At 70.9% G+C, this 16,960-nt stretch carries 14 protein-coding genes and 1 riboswitch; of the genes, 6 read left to right on the plus strand and 8 right to left on the minus strand.

What is annotated here, in order from left to right; translation table 11 throughout:
• Positions 1-169: 169 nt before the first annotated feature.
• On the plus strand, positions 170-2,668 hold the full coding sequence (locus B0675_RS07320; RefSeq protein WP_081217928.1) for a phospholipase D-like domain-containing protein: 2,499 nt from the start codon (positions 170-172) through the stop codon (positions 2,666-2,668).
• Positions 2,669-2,791: 123 nt separating this feature from the next.
• Here B0675_RS07320 and groL read toward each other — a convergent pair whose 3' ends face one another.
• From groL to thrC, 4 genes are all read right to left on the minus strand, one after another.
• Entirely contained in the window at positions 2,792-4,417 is a 1,626-nt protein-coding gene (gene groL / locus B0675_RS07325) for a chaperonin GroEL (protein WP_081217929.1), read from the minus strand.
• 431 nt (positions 4,418-4,848) lie between these two features.
• Positions 4,849-5,052: a cold-shock protein gene (locus B0675_RS07330; protein ID WP_005315736.1), complete on the minus strand. Its 204-nt coding sequence runs from the start codon at positions 5,050-5,052 to the stop codon at positions 4,849-4,851.
• A gap of 443 nt (positions 5,053-5,495) precedes the next feature.
• A complete protein-coding gene (locus B0675_RS07335) occupies positions 5,496-5,771 on the minus strand; it encodes a MoaD/ThiS family protein (RefSeq protein WP_081217930.1) in 276 nt (91 codons plus the stop codon).
• Complete coding sequence (gene thrC, locus B0675_RS07340; protein ID WP_081217931.1) at positions 5,768-7,066, minus strand: threonine synthase; 1,299 nt, start codon at positions 7,064-7,066, stop codon at positions 5,768-5,770. The genes B0675_RS07335 and thrC overlap by 4 nt, the downstream gene beginning before the upstream one ends.
• A 17-nt stretch (positions 7,067-7,083) precedes the next feature.
• Positions 7,084-7,241: riboswitch (SAM riboswitch) on the minus strand.
• 205 nt (positions 7,242-7,446) lie between these two features.
• Here thrC and B0675_RS07345 point away from each other — a divergent pair.
• Complete coding sequence (locus B0675_RS07345) at positions 7,447-8,391, plus strand: glucosyl-3-phosphoglycerate synthase (RefSeq protein ID WP_081217932.1); 945 nt, start codon at positions 7,447-7,449, stop codon at positions 8,389-8,391.
• 76 nt (positions 8,392-8,467) lie between these two features.
• Positions 8,468-9,919, plus strand: a complete 1,452-nt coding sequence (locus B0675_RS07350) for a trehalose-6-phosphate synthase (protein ID WP_081217933.1) — start codon at positions 8,468-8,470, stop codon at positions 9,917-9,919.
• Positions 9,920-10,001: 82 nt separating this feature from the next.
• Here B0675_RS07350 and otsB read toward each other — a convergent pair whose 3' ends face one another.
• From otsB to B0675_RS07365, 3 genes are all read right to left on the minus strand, one after another.
• Positions 10,002-10,856: a trehalose-phosphatase gene (gene otsB, locus B0675_RS07355; RefSeq protein ID WP_081217934.1), complete on the minus strand. Its 855-nt coding sequence runs from the start codon at positions 10,854-10,856 to the stop codon at positions 10,002-10,004.
• A 91-nt stretch (positions 10,857-10,947) separates the two neighbouring features.
• On the minus strand, positions 10,948-11,175 hold the full coding sequence (locus tag B0675_RS07360; RefSeq protein WP_081217935.1) for a DUF3263 domain-containing protein: 228 nt from the start codon (positions 11,173-11,175) through the stop codon (positions 10,948-10,950).
• A gap of 91 nt (positions 11,176-11,266) precedes the next feature.
• Positions 11,267-12,517, minus strand: coding sequence for an extracellular solute-binding protein (locus B0675_RS07365; RefSeq protein ID WP_081217936.1), 1,251 nt, complete (start codon positions 12,515-12,517; stop codon positions 11,267-11,269).
• Positions 12,518-12,682: 165 nt separating this feature from the next.
• Here B0675_RS07365 and B0675_RS07370 point away from each other — a divergent pair, with 165 nt between their 5' ends.
• The 3 genes from B0675_RS07370 (at position 12,683) to B0675_RS07380 (ending at position 15,905) form a co-directional block, all read left to right on the plus strand.
• Entirely contained in the window at positions 12,683-13,678 is a 996-nt protein-coding gene (locus B0675_RS07370) for an ROK family protein (protein WP_081217937.1), read from the plus strand.
• A 7-nt stretch (positions 13,679-13,685) separates the two neighbouring features.
• A complete protein-coding gene (gene nagA / locus B0675_RS07375; protein WP_081217938.1) occupies positions 13,686-14,831 on the plus strand; it encodes an N-acetylglucosamine-6-phosphate deacetylase in 1,146 nt (381 codons plus the stop codon).
• 144 nt (positions 14,832-14,975) lie between these two features.
• On the plus strand, positions 14,976-15,905 hold the full coding sequence (locus B0675_RS07380; RefSeq protein WP_081217939.1) for a 1-phosphofructokinase family hexose kinase: 930 nt from the start codon (positions 14,976-14,978) through the stop codon (positions 15,903-15,905).
• Between the two features lie 63 nt (positions 15,906-15,968).
• On the opposite strand, the gene B0675_RS07385 is transcribed toward B0675_RS07380, so the two are convergent.
• Positions 15,969-16,952, minus strand: coding sequence for a carbohydrate-binding protein (locus B0675_RS07385; protein ID WP_081217940.1), 984 nt, complete (start codon positions 16,950-16,952; stop codon positions 15,969-15,971).
• Positions 16,953-16,960: the final 8 nt, after the last annotated feature.

Raw genomic sequence — 16,960 nt, forward strand, 5'->3', positions numbered from 1 at the left:
CGGCCCCGCACGGGCCCGTGTGATCCGGGCCACGCCCGCACCGTCGCGGGGCCGCCCGGCCACGGGCGGGGGCGGGAGGATCACGTGCCTCCGACGGCGGGCGAAGAGGGGCCCACACCTGTCCATAGGATGTGATCGATTCGAACAGGCCCCGAACAAAAGGAAACTGATGGGCAGACACATACGACGGGCGGCCGCGCTCGTCGCGCCGCTGGCTCTCGGCGCGACCCTGTTGGTTCCGGCCGGCGCCCAGGCGGAGACCGTGGTCTCCGGGAACTACACGTCGGTCTTCAACTATCCCAAGCCCACGACCTACGACTCCTCGATCAACGTCTCGGTCGGCGACCTGATCGACCTCGCGGCCCCCGGTTCGACCCTGTACATGGGCATGTACTGGTTCAACAGCGCGGACCTGCGGGCGAAGCTCACCGCCGCCCAGAGCCGCGGCGTCACGCTGCGCATCATCTCGGAGTCGGCCAACCGGCCCAGCAGCGACCTGGACAGCCTCACGCTCGCCGGCGGCTCCACCCTCACCTGGTGCTCCCGCGGGTGTCTGGGCAACGGCTCGGGCGACGCGAACGCGATCGACCATGACAAGTACCTCGTGCTCGACTCGCTGACCGACGGACGCAAGAACGTCGTCTGGCAGGCCTCGCAGAACCTCGCGGGCGGCCAGGACGGCGAGATCAACAACGCGGTCGTCGTGTCCGGCAACGCGACCCTGGCCTCCCGCTACCGCGCGCACTTCAACGACCAGGTCAAGCACGCCGGCGACAGCCTGCACACGACGTACGACTACACCACCGGCGACCCCGCCTCCCCGGTCGAGGCGTACTTCTCGCCGCGCAACACCGCCTCGGACGCCGCCCACTACGGCAACGCCGACATCCTGGCCTCGTTCATCGACCAGGTCGACTGCTCGATGGACGGGAGGATCCGGATCTCCGCCGCCGAACTCGACCAGCGGACCACCCGCCCTGCCGTCTACGACGCCCTGGCGACGAAGCGGTCCGAGGGATGCAGCGTCGACGCGAACGCCCGCGACCTCAGTGACGGCGGCGGCAACAAGGGCATCGACGACCTGACCGCCCTCGACATCGCGGCCTACGGCAACCGCCCCGGGGGCTGCCGCTACAAGACCTCGGCGGGCGCCTCCTGCAACCACGGCACCACCCACTCCAAGTACCTGTTGACGGAGTGGAAGAAGAGCGACGGAACCCAGGTCCAACATGTGTACACGGGCTCCCACAACTGGACCGCGGGCTCGCTGAAGACGAACGACGAGACGATTCTGCGCATCGACGACGCGGGCACCTACCAGGCGTACGTCGCCAACTTCAACAAGGTGCGTGCGAGCGCGGTCGACCTCGACGCCGCGAAGTACGGCTCGACGTCCCAGCACTACTCCCGGGTCAACGTGGGTACGAACGGCGACCAGCACTACAGCGCCGTCGCCTCCGGCGGCACCTCGTCCGTCTACACCGCAGTGGCCTACGAGCAGGGCGACCGGCACGACGCCTCGGACAGCGAGCTGGGCACCGACGTGTACCTGCGCCTGTACAAGGACGGGGTGCCGCTGTGGGACGAGAAGCTGCTGAGCAACGGCAACACCGGCACCGGCACGACCTGGTCGCACCAGAAGCCCGACGTGGGCGTGGACGACCAGGGCAACGCGATCGTCGTGTGGGCCAAGGACGACGACGGCAACAAGTACGCCGACATCGCGGTCCGCAAGGTGACCCCGGGCGGCACCGTCAGCACGCTGCCGCGCCCGCACGCCTCCGGTGACGGCGACCAACTGCGGCCGACGGTCGCGGTGGCCGGCGACGGCTCGTACAGCGTCGCCTGGGAGAGCACGGCCGACGGCTCGACCCTCAACCAGGTCTACGCGAGCAGCTGGTCCCCGACCGGCGCGCTGCGCTACCAGGACGTGCAGGTCAGCACCATCAACTCCGGTGTCGCCGGCTCGAACCGCCGGCCCGACGCAGCGATCGACGACGCCGGGAACACCGTGATCGCCTGGGAGGAGGACGCGGACGGCAACGGCGGCCTCAACATCGGTGTCGCCAAGCTGAACACCTCCGGCGGCTTCTCCGTGGCCCGCAAGGTGGGCAACTCCCTCGCCGACGGGCAGCAGACCAAGCCCGCGGTGGCCTCCACCGGTGACGGCCGGTTCGTCGTCGCCTGGACCGACGAGTACACCACCGGCACCGGCACGCTGGTGCGGCCGCAGCGGATCAACCAGCGCTTCTTCTCGGCGACCGGCACTCCCGCGGCGGCGGACCGGCGGACCGTCGAGGACGGCACCGACACCGGCCCCTACGTCGACGGCAAGCGGCCGGTCTCCGACCAGGCGGACGCCGATGTAGCGGTCGCCGACGACGGCACCTTCGTCGTCGCGTGGAAGGAGGCCTTCGACGTGATCGTCGGCAACCCGGCCACCCGGTACGCGGGCCAGGACGACGTGTGGGCCCGCGGCTTCAACGCGGACGGCACGACGACCGGCAGGTTCCCGGCCACCCGCATGAACGTGGTGACCGGCGGCGGGCAGGGCGGCCCGGCCGTGGCCACAGCCTCGAACGGCCGGCTCGCGCTGACGTACTCGGACGACTACGACGCCAACGGCTTCAACGAGATGCGGCTGCGCGACGCGTTCTCCAACTCCTGATCACCCTTCTCCCGCCGCCGTGACGGCTGCGGCGGGAGAGCGGGAACGCCCGAGGGCGGCACCCCCCTTCAGGGGTGCCGCCCTCGGTGTCGTACTGCGACGAACCGCTGATCCGCGAGGGGATCAGAAGTCCATGTCACCGCCCGGCATGCCGCCGCCGGCCGGGGCAGCGCCCGCCTTCTCCGGCTTGTCGGCGATGACGGCCTCGGTGGTGAGGAAGAGCGCGGCGATGGAGGCGGCGTTCTGCAGGGCAGAGCGCGTGACCTTCGCCGGGTCGATGATGCCTTCGGCGATCATGTCGACGTACTCACCGGTCGCGGCGTTCAGGCCGTGGCCGACGGGGAGGTTGCGCACCTTCTCGACGATGACGCCACCCTCGAGACCACCGTTGACGGCGATCTGCTTGAGCGGGGCCTCCAGCGCGAGCTTCACGGCGTTGGCGCCGGTCGCCTCGTCACCGGTGAGCTCGAGCTTCTCGAAGACCGAGGAAGCCTGGAGCAGAGCCACGCCACCACCGGCGACGATGCCCTCCTCGACGGCCGCCTTCGCGTTGCGAACGGCGTCCTCGATGCGGTGCTTGCGCTCCTTGAGCTCGACCTCGGTGGCGGCACCGGCCTTGATGACGGCCACGCCGCCGGCCAGCTTCGCCAGACGCTCCTGGAGCTTCTCGCGGTCGTAGTCCGAGTCCGAGTTCTCGATCTCGGCACGGATCTGGTTGACCCGGCCGGCGACCTGGTCGGCAGAGCCGGAGCCGTCGACGATCGTGGTCTCGTCCTTGGTGATGACGACCTTGCGGGCACGGCCCAGCAGGTCCAGACCCGCGTTCTCCAGCTTGAGGCCGACCTCCTCGGAGATGACCTCGCCGCCGGTGAGGATGGCGATGTCGCCGAGCATGGCCTTGCGGCGGTCACCGAAGCCCGGAGCCTTGACGGCGACGGACTTGAAGGTGCCACGGATCTTGTTGACGACCAGGGTCGACAGGGCCTCGCCCTCGACGTCCTCGGCGATGATCAGCAGCGGCTTGCCGCCCTGCATGACCTTCTCGAGGAGCGGGAGCAGGTCCTTGACGTTCGCGATCTTGGAGTTCGCGATCAGGATGTACGGGTCGTCGAGGACGGCCTCCATACGCTCCATGTCGGTGGCGAAGTACGCCGAGATGTAGCCCTTGTCGAAGCGCATACCCTCGGTGAGCTCCAGCTCCAGACCGAAGGTCTGGGACTCCTCGACGGTGATGACGCCTTCCTTGCCGACCTTGTCCATCGCCTCGGCGATGAGCTCGCCGATCTGGGTGTCGGCGGCGGAGATGGAGGCCGTGGAAGCGATCTGCTCCTTGGTCTCGACATCCTTGGCCTGCTCGAGCAGGGCACCGGAGACGGCCTCGACGGCCTTCTCGATACCGCGCTTGAGAGCCATCGGGTTGGCGCCGGCGGCGACATTGCGCAGGCCCTCGCGGACGAGCGCCTGGGCCAGGACGGTCGCGGTGGTCGTACCGTCACCGGCGACGTCGTCCGTCTTCTTGGCGACTTCCTTGACCAGCTCGGCGCCGATCTTCTCGTACGGGTCCTCGAGCTCGATCTCCTTGGCGATGGAAACACCATCGTTGGTGATCGTGGGCGCGCCCCACTTCTTCTCGAGGACGACGTTACGGCCCTTGGGGCCGAGGGTGACCTTGACGGCGTCGGCGAGCTGGTTCATCCCGCGCTCGAGACCGCGCCGTGCCTCCTCGTCGAACGCGATGATCTTGGCCATGTGAAGTGGTCCTCCCGGACGGGGTGGATTGCTCCGGATCGCGCCGGCGCCCGCGACGGACGGCCTGCATGCCCTGTGGTTCCTTGCCCCACCGGCCTGCGGACCTCGCTGGCCCGATCCAAGTTCTGTCACTCTCACTGGGAGAGTGCTAACGCCAATGATTAGCACTCGACCCCGTCGAGTGCAAGGTGCGCTCGCGAAGCGAGCTCGTTGAGGGGGGGCGGTCGGGCGCCGGGCGGGCGCAAGCGCCTCCCACAGAACCGGCCCCCGCACGAAGCCTCCGACAGGCGCGCGCCCGCGCGCGCGAAGGGGAGCAGAGGGAAGCAGAGGGAAGCAGAGGGAAGCAGAGGGAAGACGCACGAGGGGCTCGCATCCCTGGTGGGATACGAGCCCCTCGTGCGTGAGATGCGTCGGTGGTCGTTCGCGCCCGATCAGACGGCGAGTTTGACCATGTCCGCCTGCGGACCCTTCTGGCCCTGCGAGATCTCGAACTCCACTCGCTGACCCTCTTCAAGGGTGCGGTAGCCGTCCATCTGAATCGCGCTGTAGTGCACGAAGACGTCCGCACCACCGTCGACCGCGATGAAGCCGTACCCCTTCTCCGCGTTGAACCACTTGACGGTGCCCTGAGCCATGCCTAACTCCCCTATTACTGGCCCTTGCACAGATCCGCACTTCGCGGATCCGGGTCAGACCTCCACCCCCCAACGGGTTGGGGGTGTGCGCCGGAACGCGTCGACCGCGGCTGAATGTATCTGTCCAACTGCCGTCTGCAACAGGTCAATCGGACGAGAATTCTGGGCACGACCGATCGCCGGTATGGGGAGAATTCGCGGAGATCCAGGGCAAGTCGGGCCCCGTAAATGCCATAAACGGCTCAAAAAGGCCGGGCACTTTGGCTACTTCTTGTCGGCTGCCGGGAGAGAACTCATATGCGTCCGGCATGAAACCAACATCCAGAACGGGGCGACTTCCCCAACCCTACCCCGGTCAACCCTATGGAATTGCCCCCTCCGCTTCTCTCACGGAGGGGGCAATTCGATGAACTCTTCGTGTTCGGTATTACCGAGGGTAACGATCAGCCTCCGGCGACGGCCGGAATGATCGAGACGCCCACGCCGTCCGGGGTCGCCGTCTCCAGGCCCTGCTCGAAGCGCACGTCGTCGTCGTTCACGTACACGTTGACGAAGCGGCGCAGCTTGCCCTGGTCGTCCAGGACGCGCGCGCTGATGCCCGTGTGGTTCTTCTCCAGGTCGGCGATGACCTCGGCGAGGGTCGTGCCCTCGGCCGTCACCTCGGCGGCGCCCCCCGTGTAGGTGCGCAGGATGGTGGGGATGCGGACGTTGACGCTCATGATGCGAGGCCAGCCTCTCGGAAGGAGTCGAGGTTCGGGCGGATGGTCGCGGTCAGCCCGGTGTCCGAGGCCACCGCGTCCAGAGTCTTCAGGCCGTCGCCGGTGTTGAGGACGACGGTGGTCAGGGACGGGTCGAGCAGACCGCTCTCGATCAGCTTGCGGGTGACGCCGACGGTCACCCCGCCCGCGGTCTCCGCGAAGATGCCCTCGGTGCGCGCCAGCAGCTTGATCGCGTCGACGATCTGCGCGTCGTTCACGTCCTCCACGGCACCGCCGGTGCGCCGCGCGATGTCGAGCACGTAGGGCCCGTCGGCGGGGTTGCCGATGGCGAGCGACTTGGCGATGGTGTCCGGCTTCTGCGGCCGGACCACGTCGTGGCCGGCCTTGTAGGCGACGGAGACCGGCGAGCAGCCCTCGGCCTGGGCGCCGAAGATCTTGTAGGGCCTGTCCTCGACGAGCCCGAGCTTGATCAGCTCCTGGAGGCCCTTGTCGATCTTCGTGAGCTGGGAGCCGGAGGCGATCGGCACGACGAGCTGGTCCGGCAGCTTCCAGCCGAGCTGCTCGCAGATCTCGTACGCCAGCGTCTTGGAGCCCTCGGCGTAGTACGGGCGGAGGTTGACGTTGACGAAGCCCCAGCCCTCGCCGGCCGGGTCGCCGATCAGCTCGGAGCAGAAGCGGTTCACGTCGTCGTAGTTGCCCTGGATGCCGACCAGCTCGCCGCCGTAGACCGCGGCCATGACGACCTTGCCCTGCTCCAGGTCGTGCGGGATGAACACGCAGGAGCGGAAGCCGGCGCGGGCCGCGGCGGCGCCCACCGCGCCGGCGAGGTTGCCGGTGGAGGAGCAGGAGAGGGTGGTGAAGCCGAAGACGCGGGCCGCTTCGATGGCCTGGGCGACGACGCGGTCCTTGAAGGAGTGCGTCGGGTTGCCGGAGTCGTCCTTGACGAACAGCTTGCCGGTCTCGACGCCGAGCTCGCGGGCCAGGTTGTCGGCCTGCACGAGCTTGGTCCAGCCCGGGTTGATGTTCGGCTTGTCCGCCACGTCCGCGGGGACGGGCAGCAGCGGCGCGTAGCGCCAGATGTTCGCGGGTCCCGCTTCGATGCGCTTGCGGAGTTCTTCGGTTTCGTAGGCCGAGAAGTCGTACGCGATCTCCAGCGGGCCGAAACACTCCTCGCAGGCGAAGACCGGACCGAGGGGGACGCGGTGTCCGCACTCGCGGCAGGAAAGCGCCGCGGCCGGGCCGAGATCGACCGCTTCTGCGGAGTTCGTGGTGCTTGCAACTGTCTGCGCAGCCATGGAGGCGAGGCCCTTTCTCCTCATCTTCCTCACGACGCACTTCGCCGTGAGACGGATTTGGCACCTTCCCTAGCCGGGAGCCTCGCGACGCGATCGCCTGGCGATCGGTACGAGACCGGCTGGAGGGTTGCCGGGGCTTCAACGGGCCGTATCCCTCTGCCCCTCTGGATGAGCGGTATTCGATTGTTGAACTGTTGAGCATATTGCGCGCCGATGATCCAGGACATGCGATGGTCATCAGCGTTGTTCAAGACTGTAACCGAAGGCCAGGACAGTTGAAGCAGTCGTCCGAACCGCGAGACGACGGCAAGCGATCAGCCGCTGGCCGCAGCGGGCACGCTGATGAGAGCGTGTGATCAGACAGTGAGGAGCCGCAGACCGTGCTGAATGAAGTCGACCGCTGGCTGAGCACACGCTCCTGGTCCCTGACCGACCGCCCGCTCCACAAGATCATGGCCGCGAAACGCACCTCCGGGTCGACGGTCAGCGTGGTGCTGCCCGCGCTCAACGAGGAGGAGACCGTCGGTGAGATCGTCTCGATCATCCGCCACGACCTGATGCAGCAGGTGCCCCTCGTCGACGAGATCGTCGTCGTCGACTCGGGCTCCACGGACCGCACGTCCGCGGTCGCCGCCGCCGCGGGCGCGAGAGTCGTGCACCGCGACGACATCCTGCCCAGCGTGCCGGCCGTGCCCGGCAAGGGCGAGGTGCTGTGGCGGTCGCTGCTCGTGACGAGCGGCGACATCGTCTGTTTCATCGACGCGGACCTCAAGGAGTTCTCGTCCGACTTCGTCCTCGGGATCGTGGGCCCCCTGCTCACGGACCCGGGCGTCGATCTCGTCAAGGCGATGTACGACCGTCCGCTGGGCGGTGCCGCCGGGCAGGGCGGCCGGGTCACCGAGCTGATGGCCCGCCCCCTGCTGAACATGCACTGGCCGCAGCTCGCGGGCTTCGTGCAGCCGCTCGGCGGGGAGTACGCGGCCCGGCGCTCGCTGCTCGAACAGCTGCCGTTCCCCGTCGGGTACGGCGTGGAGCTGGGCATGCTCGTCGACGCGCTGCACCTGGTGGGCCTGGACGCCCTCGCCCAGGTCGACGTGGGGGTGCGCAAGCACCGCCACCAGGACGGCCAGGCCCTGGGCCGCATGGCCGCCGCGATCTACCGCACCGCCCAGTTGCGGCTGGCCCGCGGCCACCTGATCCGCCCCGCGATCACCCAGTTCGAGCGCACCCGGGACGGTTTCGAGCCGCGCACGTACTCGGTGGACACGGAGGAAAGGCCCCCTATGTCCGACATCGCCGAGTACCAGCAGCGCAAAGCGGCCTGAGCGGACCCGTCGGCCGGGATCGCATACGGCCGACGGGAACGTTTGAGCGTTTCCGGACGGGGCTAGGTTTCGAGGCATGGCTTCCACGCACGGTGCCCACGGCATCCTCGTCGCGTCCAACCGCGGCCCGATCACCTACCAGACCCAGGACGACGGCTCGCTGCAGGCCAAGCGCGGCGGCGGGGGGCTCGTCTCCGGGCTGTCGGCGATCGGGCCGGACGCGGACGCCCTGTGGGTGTGCGCGGCCCTCGGCGACGGCGACCGGGAGGCCGTGCGCCGCGGGGTCGGCGAGGACGGCGTGCGGATGCTGGACATCGACGCCGAGGTGCACGCCGACGCGTACAACGGCATCGCCAACTCCGTGCTGTGGTTCGTCCACCACATGCTGTACCAGACCCCGCTGGAGCCGGTCTTCGACGCGGAGTTCCGGCGCCAGTGGGACGCGTACCGCGCCTACAACCGGGCCTTCGCCGAGGCGCTGGCCGAGGAGGCCGCCGAGGGCGCCTCGGTGCTGGTCCAGGACTACCACCTGTGTCTGGTGCCGGGACTGCTCCGCGCGCTCCGGCCCGATCTGCGCATCGGCCACTTCTCCCACACGCCGTGGGCGCCCGTGGACTACTTCCGGATGCTGCCCGACGACATCCGCGCGGAGCTGCTGGACGGCATGCTCGGCGCGGACCGGCTGGCGTTCCTGACCTGGCGCTGGGCGACGGCCTTCCTGGACTGCGCGGCGGAGATCGACCCGGAGCGCTACCGCGTGACGCCCGCCTCGGAGGCGTCGCGGTCGGTCGAGCACCTCGACGGCGCCGCACCCGCCCGGACCCTCGTCGGCGTGCACGGGCTCGGCGCGGACGCCGAGTTCCTGCGCGCCCGCTCGCACGAGGCCGACGTCGAGGAGCGGATCGTCGCGCTGCGCGAGGAGATCGGCGAGGGGCGCCGGACGATCGTGCGCGTCGACCGGACCGAGCTGTCGAAGAACATCGTGCGCGGGATGCTGGCCTACCGGCAGCTCCTCGACGACCGCCCGGAGTGGCGCGAGCGCGTCGTCCACGTGGCGTTCGCGTACCCCTCGCGGCAGGACCTCGCGATCTACCGGGACTACACGGCCGAGGTGCAGCGCGTCGCCGACGAGATCAACTCCACGTACGGGACGCCCGGTTGGACCCCGGTCGTGCTGCACGTCAAGGACGACTTCGCGCGCTCGCTCGCCGCGTACCGGCTGGCGGACGTCGCCCTCGTCAACCCCATCCGGGACGGCATGAACCTGGTCGCCAAGGAGGTCCCGGTCGTCTCCGACGAGGGCTGTGTCCTGGTCCTGTCGCGGGAGGCGGGGGCGTACGAGGAGCTGGGCGAGGACGCCGTCTCCGTGAACCCGTACGACATCGTCGGCACCGCGCGGGCGCTGCACGAGGCGCTGGCCATGCAGCCGGGCGAACGCGCCGAGCGGACCAAGCGGCTGGCCGCCGCGGCCACCGCGCTGCCGCCGGCCCAGTGGTTCCTGGACCAGTTGCACGCGCTGGAGGCCTGACCCGGCGGCCGGGCGTCCCCGTCCCGACAAGGCCGTTGCCGCAGCCGGGTCGTCGTGACCCGGCGGGCAACGGCCTTCGTTCTCAGGCCAGTCGCCCGGCGAGCGCGGCGAGCAGTCGGACGACTCCGGCCGGCCCGTCGACCACCAGGTCGGCGCGCTCGGCGAGTTCACCGACCTCGGGGGTGCCGCTGCACACCAGGAGCCCGGGGACGCCGTCGGAGCGGAGCTTGTCCACGGCGGCGAACGCGGGCAGATCGCCCAGGTCGTCACCGGCGTACAGGACGGCCTCGGCACCGGTCTCGCGGATGTAGTCGAGGAGGGCGACCCCCTTGTCCATGCCCGGCGGGCGCAGCTCCAGGACCATCCGGCCGGGTTCGACGATCAGTCCGTGCCGGGTGGCGAGGTCGGCGAGCGGTTCGCGGAGCGCCTCGAACGCGGCCTGCGGGTCCTCGGCGCGGCGCGTGTGCACGGCGAGCGCGCGGCCCTTCTCCTCGATCCAGGTGCCCTGCCAGGCGCCGATCTTGTCCAGGAAGCCCGGCAGTTCGGCGCGGACGGCGGCGACGCCGGGGTGCGGGGCGGGGGCGGTGACGTCGCCGCTGACGGCGTCCCAGCGTTCGGCGCCGTAGTGGCCGAGGACGACGAGGTGCTCCAGTCCCGGGACGCCCGCGAAGCCGCCGTGCCGGACGGCGACACCGGGCGGACGACCGGTGATCACGGCGACGGAGGCGACCTTCGGGGCCAGCGCCGCGAGGGCGGGGACCGCGTCCGGGTGCGCGCGGGCCCGGTCGGGGTCGGCGACGATGGGGGCGAGGGTCCCGTCGAAGTCGAGTGCGACGACCGTCCGGGTGGGGCGGGAGAGGATCGCTTCCAGACCGTCGCGCCCGGCGGAGGTCACCGGGGCCGGCAAGGGGTCCTTGGATTCGGGGTGGCTGCCCATGGGGCGACCCTATCCGGGTACGGGCGGGCGCACCCCCGGCCCGTGGCCGCGCGGGGGACGGTGCGGCCGGAACGCGCCGGGGTCCGGCCGGTCAGCGCTCCGAGCGGCGGGCCTCCCGCACCCGGCGCAGCCGGTTCACCGTCACCGGGTCGTGCGCGAGGGCCCTCGGGTCGTCCAGCAGGGCGTTGAGCAGCTGGTAGTAGCGGACCGGGGCCAGACCCAGCTGTTCCCGTATCGCGCGCTCCTTGGCGCCGGGGCCCGCGAAGCCACGGCGCTCCAGGGCGAGGACGCGCTGTTCCCGCGCCGGCAGCTCTTCCATGGACAGCACGGTAACCCCCGCCGCCGACAGCGGCCCGTGCCCCTGGTCCTGCCCCTCGCCCCCGTCCCCGTCCCTCGTCCCGCCCGGAGGCCTAGCCGGCCCTGCTGTCCGCCATGGTCGCGCTGGTCTGGAGCGAGCCGAGCACCTCGGCCGGGTCGCCGCCCGGGCTGACGGCCTTGGCGATGCCGCTCTTCACGTCGGCGCTGACCCCGGCCCAGGAGGTCTTGCCGACCGGGTAGAGCTGGGAGGAGGGCAGCTGGGCGAGGAAGGGCTCCAGGTCCTTGTCGTTCTTGTCCACGGCCATGGCCTCGGACGCGGACGCGGTGACGGGCAGCAGGTCGTACTTGTGGGAGAAGGCCAGGACGTTCTTGTCCTGGTAGACGAAGTCGAGGAAGTCGCCGATCTGCTCGGCGTTGCCGTTCTTCTTGAAGGCCATCATCCAGTCGGCGACGCCCATGGTCGCCTTCGCCCTGCCGTCGATGCCGGGCATCGGCACCATGCCGAACTTCACGCCCTTGCTCGCGGCCTGCTTCATCAGGGTGGGGTGTCCGACGAGCATGCCGACGTCACCGCGGGTGAACGCCGAGAAGGCGGCCGCACGGTTCAGCTTGGCAGGTGCGACGGGTCCGGTGAGGCCCTTGGCGACCAGTTCGTTCTTGATCCAGGAGAACGTGTGGACGTTCTGCACGGAATCTATGGAGTACGTGCCGACGTCGTCCGTGTAGCCGGTGCCGCCGCCACTCAGCAGCCACTGCATCGTCTCCGCCTGGGCCTCCTCGGGACCGAGCGGCAGCGCGTAGGGGAACTTCACGCCCTTCGCCTTGAGCGCCCGCGCGTCGGCCGCGAGCTCGCTCCAGGTCGTGGGCGGGGTGATGCCGGCCTCGGAGAACAGCGTCTTGTTGAAGAAGAGGAGCCGCGTGGACGAGGCGAACGGCAGCCCGTACTGCGTCTGGTCGATCTGCCCGGCATCGGCGAGCTGGGAGACGAAGTTGGCCTGCACGGGTATGGAGACCAGGTCGTCGGCCCGGTAGAGCTGGCCTTTCGCCGCGTAGTCGGCGTACGCGCCGATCTGCGCCATGTCGGGCGCGTGGCCCGCAGCGACCATCTCCTTGACCTTGCGGTCGACGTCGGTCCAGGGGTAGACGCTGACCTCGACCTTGGTCCCCGGGTGCGCGGACTCGTAGGCCTTCGCGAGACCGTCCCAGTACGTGCGCGAGGTGTTGGCCTTCGCGTCGCCGTAGTCCGCGGCCACGAGTCTGAGCGTCACGTCCGAGGATTCCTCCGAGCCGCCGCACCCCGCGAGGGTCGCCGCCATGCCCAGGACCGAGACCGCCGCCGTCATTCCCGTCATACGCCGCTGCACCGCTTGCTCTCCCCAACCCCTGAGCCGTATCGGCTGCTTCATTTGCTTGTGCGTCCGTTGCATCCGTCTCGGAATGCGGATCCAAGGTCTACACCACGTGAGTGGACTAGACCTCTCCTGGGGTAAGGGGCGACACTGTCCCCCGTGAGACATGTCATCGCCCTCGATGTGGGCGGCACCGGGATGAAGGCGGCCCTCGTCGGGGTCGACCCCGAACCCGCCGCCGGCCGCCCCGACGCGCCGCCGCCGCAGGCCCCCGAGCACCCCGTGCTGCTGCACCAGGCCCGCCGGGCCACCGGCCGCGAGCGCGGGCCCGAGGCCGTCGTCGACGACATCCTCGACTTCGCCGCCGAGCTGCGCGCCCACGGCGAGAAGCACTTCGGCCAGAGCGCCCTGGCGGCCGGCGTCGCCGTGCCCGGCATCGTCGACGCCGAGAACGGCATCGCCGTCTACGCCGCCAACCTCGGCTGGCGCGACGTCCCGCTGCGCCGGCTGCTCGGCGAGCGCCTCGGCGGCGTCCCCGTGGCCCTCGGGCACGACGTGCGCACCGGCGGTCTCGCGGAGGGCCGGATCGGCGCCGGGCAGGGGGCGGACCGCTTCCTGTTCGTGCCGCTGGGCACCGGCATAGCGGGGGCCATCGGCATCAACGGCAGCGTCGAGGAGGGCGCGCACGGCTTCGCCGGGGAGATCGGCCACATCGTCGTACGGCCCGGCGGGACCGCGTGCCCCTGCGGGCAGTACGGCTGTCTGGAACGGTTCGCCTCGGCGGCGGCCGTCAGCCAGGCCTGGGCCGAGGTGTCCGGCGACCCGGACGCGGACGCGGCGGACTGCGCCAAGGCCGTCGAGTCGGGCGACCCGCGGGCGCGGGCCGTGTGGCAGGACGCCGTCGACGCGCTCGCCGACGGGCTGGTCACCGCGCTCACCCTCCTGGACCCGCGCACGCTGATCATCGGTGGCGGGCTCGCGGAGGCCGGGGAAACCTTGTTCACACCGCTGCGGGCCGCGGTCGAGCGCCGCGTCACCTTCCAGAAACTGCCGTCCATCGTCCCCGCCGCCCTCGGGGACACGGCCGGCTGCCTCGGTGCCGGGCTCCTCGCCCGGGACCTCCTGAACACCACGTCAACGACTCCCCGGAGGTAACCACCTGATGGCTCCTAGCAAGGTTCTCGCCGGTGCCCGGGTGGTCCTGCCCACCGGGACCGTGCCCGAAGGCCGCGTCATCGTCGACGGTGCGCGCATCGGCGGGAGCGCTCCCGCGGACGCCGACGTCCTCGACCTGTCCGGCCACTGGCTGGTCCCCGGCTTCGTCGACATCCACAACCACGGCGGTGGCGGCGCGTCCTTCACCTCGGGCACGGTCGAGGACGTCCTGAAGGGCATCCACACCCACCGCCTGCACGGCACCACCACCGTCGTCGCCTCCACCGTCACCGGAGACATGGACGGCCTCGCCCAGCGCGCCGGACTGCTCTCCGAGCTGGCCGAGCAGGGCGACCTCGCGGGCATCCACTTCGAGGGGCCGTTCATCTCGCCGTGCCGCAAGGGCGCGCACTCCGAGGAACTGCTGCGCGACCCGGACCCCGCCGACGTCCGCAAGCTGATCGACGCGGCCCGCGGCCACGCCAGGATGGTCACCCTCGCCACCGAACTGCCGGGCGGCCTCGACTCCGTACGGCTGCTCGCCGAGCACGGCGTGATCGCGGCGATCGGCCACACCGACGCGACGTACGAGCAGACGCAGGCGGCCATCGACGCGGGCGCGACCGTGGCGACCCACCTGTTCAACGCGATGCCGCCGCTCGGGCACCGCGCGCCGGGCCCGATCGCCGCCCTCCTGGAGGACGAGCGGGTCACCGTCGAGCTGATCAACGACGGCACGCACCTGCACCCCGCCTCGCTGGAGCTGGCGTTCCACCACGCGGGCGCCGGACGGGTCGCGTTGATCACCGACGCGATGGACGCGGCCGGCTTCGGCGACGGGCGCTACATGCTCGGCCCGCTGGAGGTCGAGGTCGCGGACGGCGTCGCCCGCCTGGTGGAGGGCGGTTCGATCGCGGGCTCCACGCTCACCCTCGACCGCGCCTTCCAGCGCGCGGTCACCGTCGACCGGCTGCCGGTGGACGACGTCGTGGAGGCCATCTCGGCCAACCCGGCCCGCCTGCTGGGCCTGTACGACCGCAAGGGGTCCCTGGAGCCCGGCAAGGACGCGGACCTCGTGGTGCTCGACGCGGACTTCGCGCTCAAGGGCGTGATGCGCGGCGGCGAGTGGGTGGTCGATCCCCAACTGGGGTGATTCGCCCCTTTGTTGTGGCACGGCGGTCGGCCCGGGGACTGGGCCGACCGCCGTTGTCTTTGGCATGATCGTGTCTCCGGAACCACCGGCGGGCGCCCAGCCGGCGCGCCCACGTCACACCGCTCTCGGGGGAGGTCGTCGCAGGTGATCCTCACGGTCACGCTGAACACCGCTCTCGACATCACCTACCGGGTGCGGTCCCTGCGCCCGCACGCCTCGCACCGGGTGAACGAGGTGACCGAACGCCCGGGCGGCAAGGGCCTGAACGTCGGCCGCGTGCTCGCCGCGCTCGGCCACGAGGTGACGGTCACGGGCTTCACGGGCGGCGCGACCGGCCGCACGGTGCGCGAACGGCTCGCCGGCACCCCGCGTGTCGAGGACGCGCTCGTCCCGGTCGCCGGAGCGACGCGCCGCACCATAGCCGTGGTCGACACGACGACCGGCGACACGACTCAACTCAACGAACCGGGACCGGAGATCACCCCCGCCGAGTGGGCGGCCCTCCAGGAGACGTACGAGCGACTGCTGCGCTCGGCCTCCGCGGTGGCCCTGTGCGGCAGCCTGCCGCCCGGGGTCCCGGTCGGCGCCTACGCCCAACTCGTCCGCACCGCACGCGCCCTGGCCGTCCCGGTGCTCCTCGACACGAGCGGCGAGCCGCTGCGCCGGGGCGTCGCGGCCCGCCCCGACATCGTCAAGCCGAACGCCGACGAGCTGGCCGAACTCACCGGCTCCCACGAGCCGTTGCAGGCCGCTCGCAACGCCCGCAGGCGCGGCGCGTACGCGGTGGTGGCCTCCCTCGGCCCGGAGGGCCTGCTGGCGCACACCCCGGACGGCCACTGGCGGGCCAGGCCGCCGGTTCGCGCCCACGGGAACCCGACGGGCGCGGGCGACTCTGCGGTCGCGGGCCTGCTGTCGGGTCTGGTCGAGAAGTTGCCCTGGCCGGACCGGCTGGCCCGCGCGGTCGCCCTGTCGGCGGCGACGGTCGCGGCCCCCACGGCGGGCGAGTTCGACCGCCCGCTGTACGAGAGCCTGCTGGACAGGGTCACGGTCACGACGGAGGCCGCGGCGGCGTAGCCGCGCGGCCTCTCCTGCGGCCCCGGGGGCCGGTGATCGCAGCCCGGACGCCCGGGCCGGAACCTACTTCTTCACCTTGCCCTGCTTCAGCGAGAGCTGGTCGAGCAGCACGTTGCAGCTGTCGCCGTCCCCGCAGGAGACGGTGATCGTGTTGGTGCCCTTGTTGAGGCTCGGGTAGGCGTAGGTCGTCGTCCAGCCCTTGGCGAAGTCACCGGCGGCGGCCGTGGCGTAGTTCTTCATGCTCAGCTTGGTGCCGAACGGCTTGCCGTTCACGGTGAGCGTCATCGACTGGTCGGCGCCGGGCACGCTGTAGCGCGCGAAGAGGGTGTAGACGCCGTCGCTGGGGACGCCGTCGACCGTCCAGGTCACCGAGGCACCCGGGCTGTTCAGGCCGGACACGTAGACCCCGCCGTCGGACTGGGCGCCCTTGACGTCGGAGGCCGTGCTCACGCCGGTGCCGAGGTTCAGCGCCTTGGCGTCGATCTCCTTCGGATTCATGGCGTCGTCGCCCGGCGCCTTGGACGCCGACTGGCTCGGAGAGGCGCTCTGCGAGGCCGTGGGGGTGGGGTCCGCCGCCGCGTCGTTCTTGTCGTCGTCCCCGCCGCCGAGCATGGCGACGCCGATGCCGATCACGACGGCGGCGACCACGGCGATCGCGCCGATGAGGAGGCCCTTGGTGTTCGGGCCGCCGGCGCGCCCGCCGCCGTCACCGTGACCGGGCATGGGCGAGCGCGTCGTGACGGGTCCGCCCGGAACGGTCTCGGGGGCCGCGTAGTGCGCGTTCGGCTGGTTGTAGCCCTGCTGCTGCGGCACCTGGCCGTACGGGGCGGTCGGGGCGGTCGGCTGGCCGTAGGGGCCCTGGGCGGTCTGCTGCTGGCCGTACTGGCGCTCGCCGACGGCCCGCACCCGGTTGACCGAACCGGGGTAGCCGTAGCCACCACCTCCTCCGGACGGCGGGGTGGCTCCGTTGGCCTGACCGTCGGCGTACAGGTAGCCGAACGGGTCGTCGTCCTCGGGCGTGCTCGCGCCGTTGTTGCCGGGCGTCATCCCTTGGT

This window comes from Streptomyces sp. M41(2017) (genome assembly GCF_002078175.1).
In the GTDB taxonomy this organism is placed as follows: domain Bacteria; phylum Actinomycetota; class Actinomycetes; order Streptomycetales; family Streptomycetaceae; genus Streptomyces.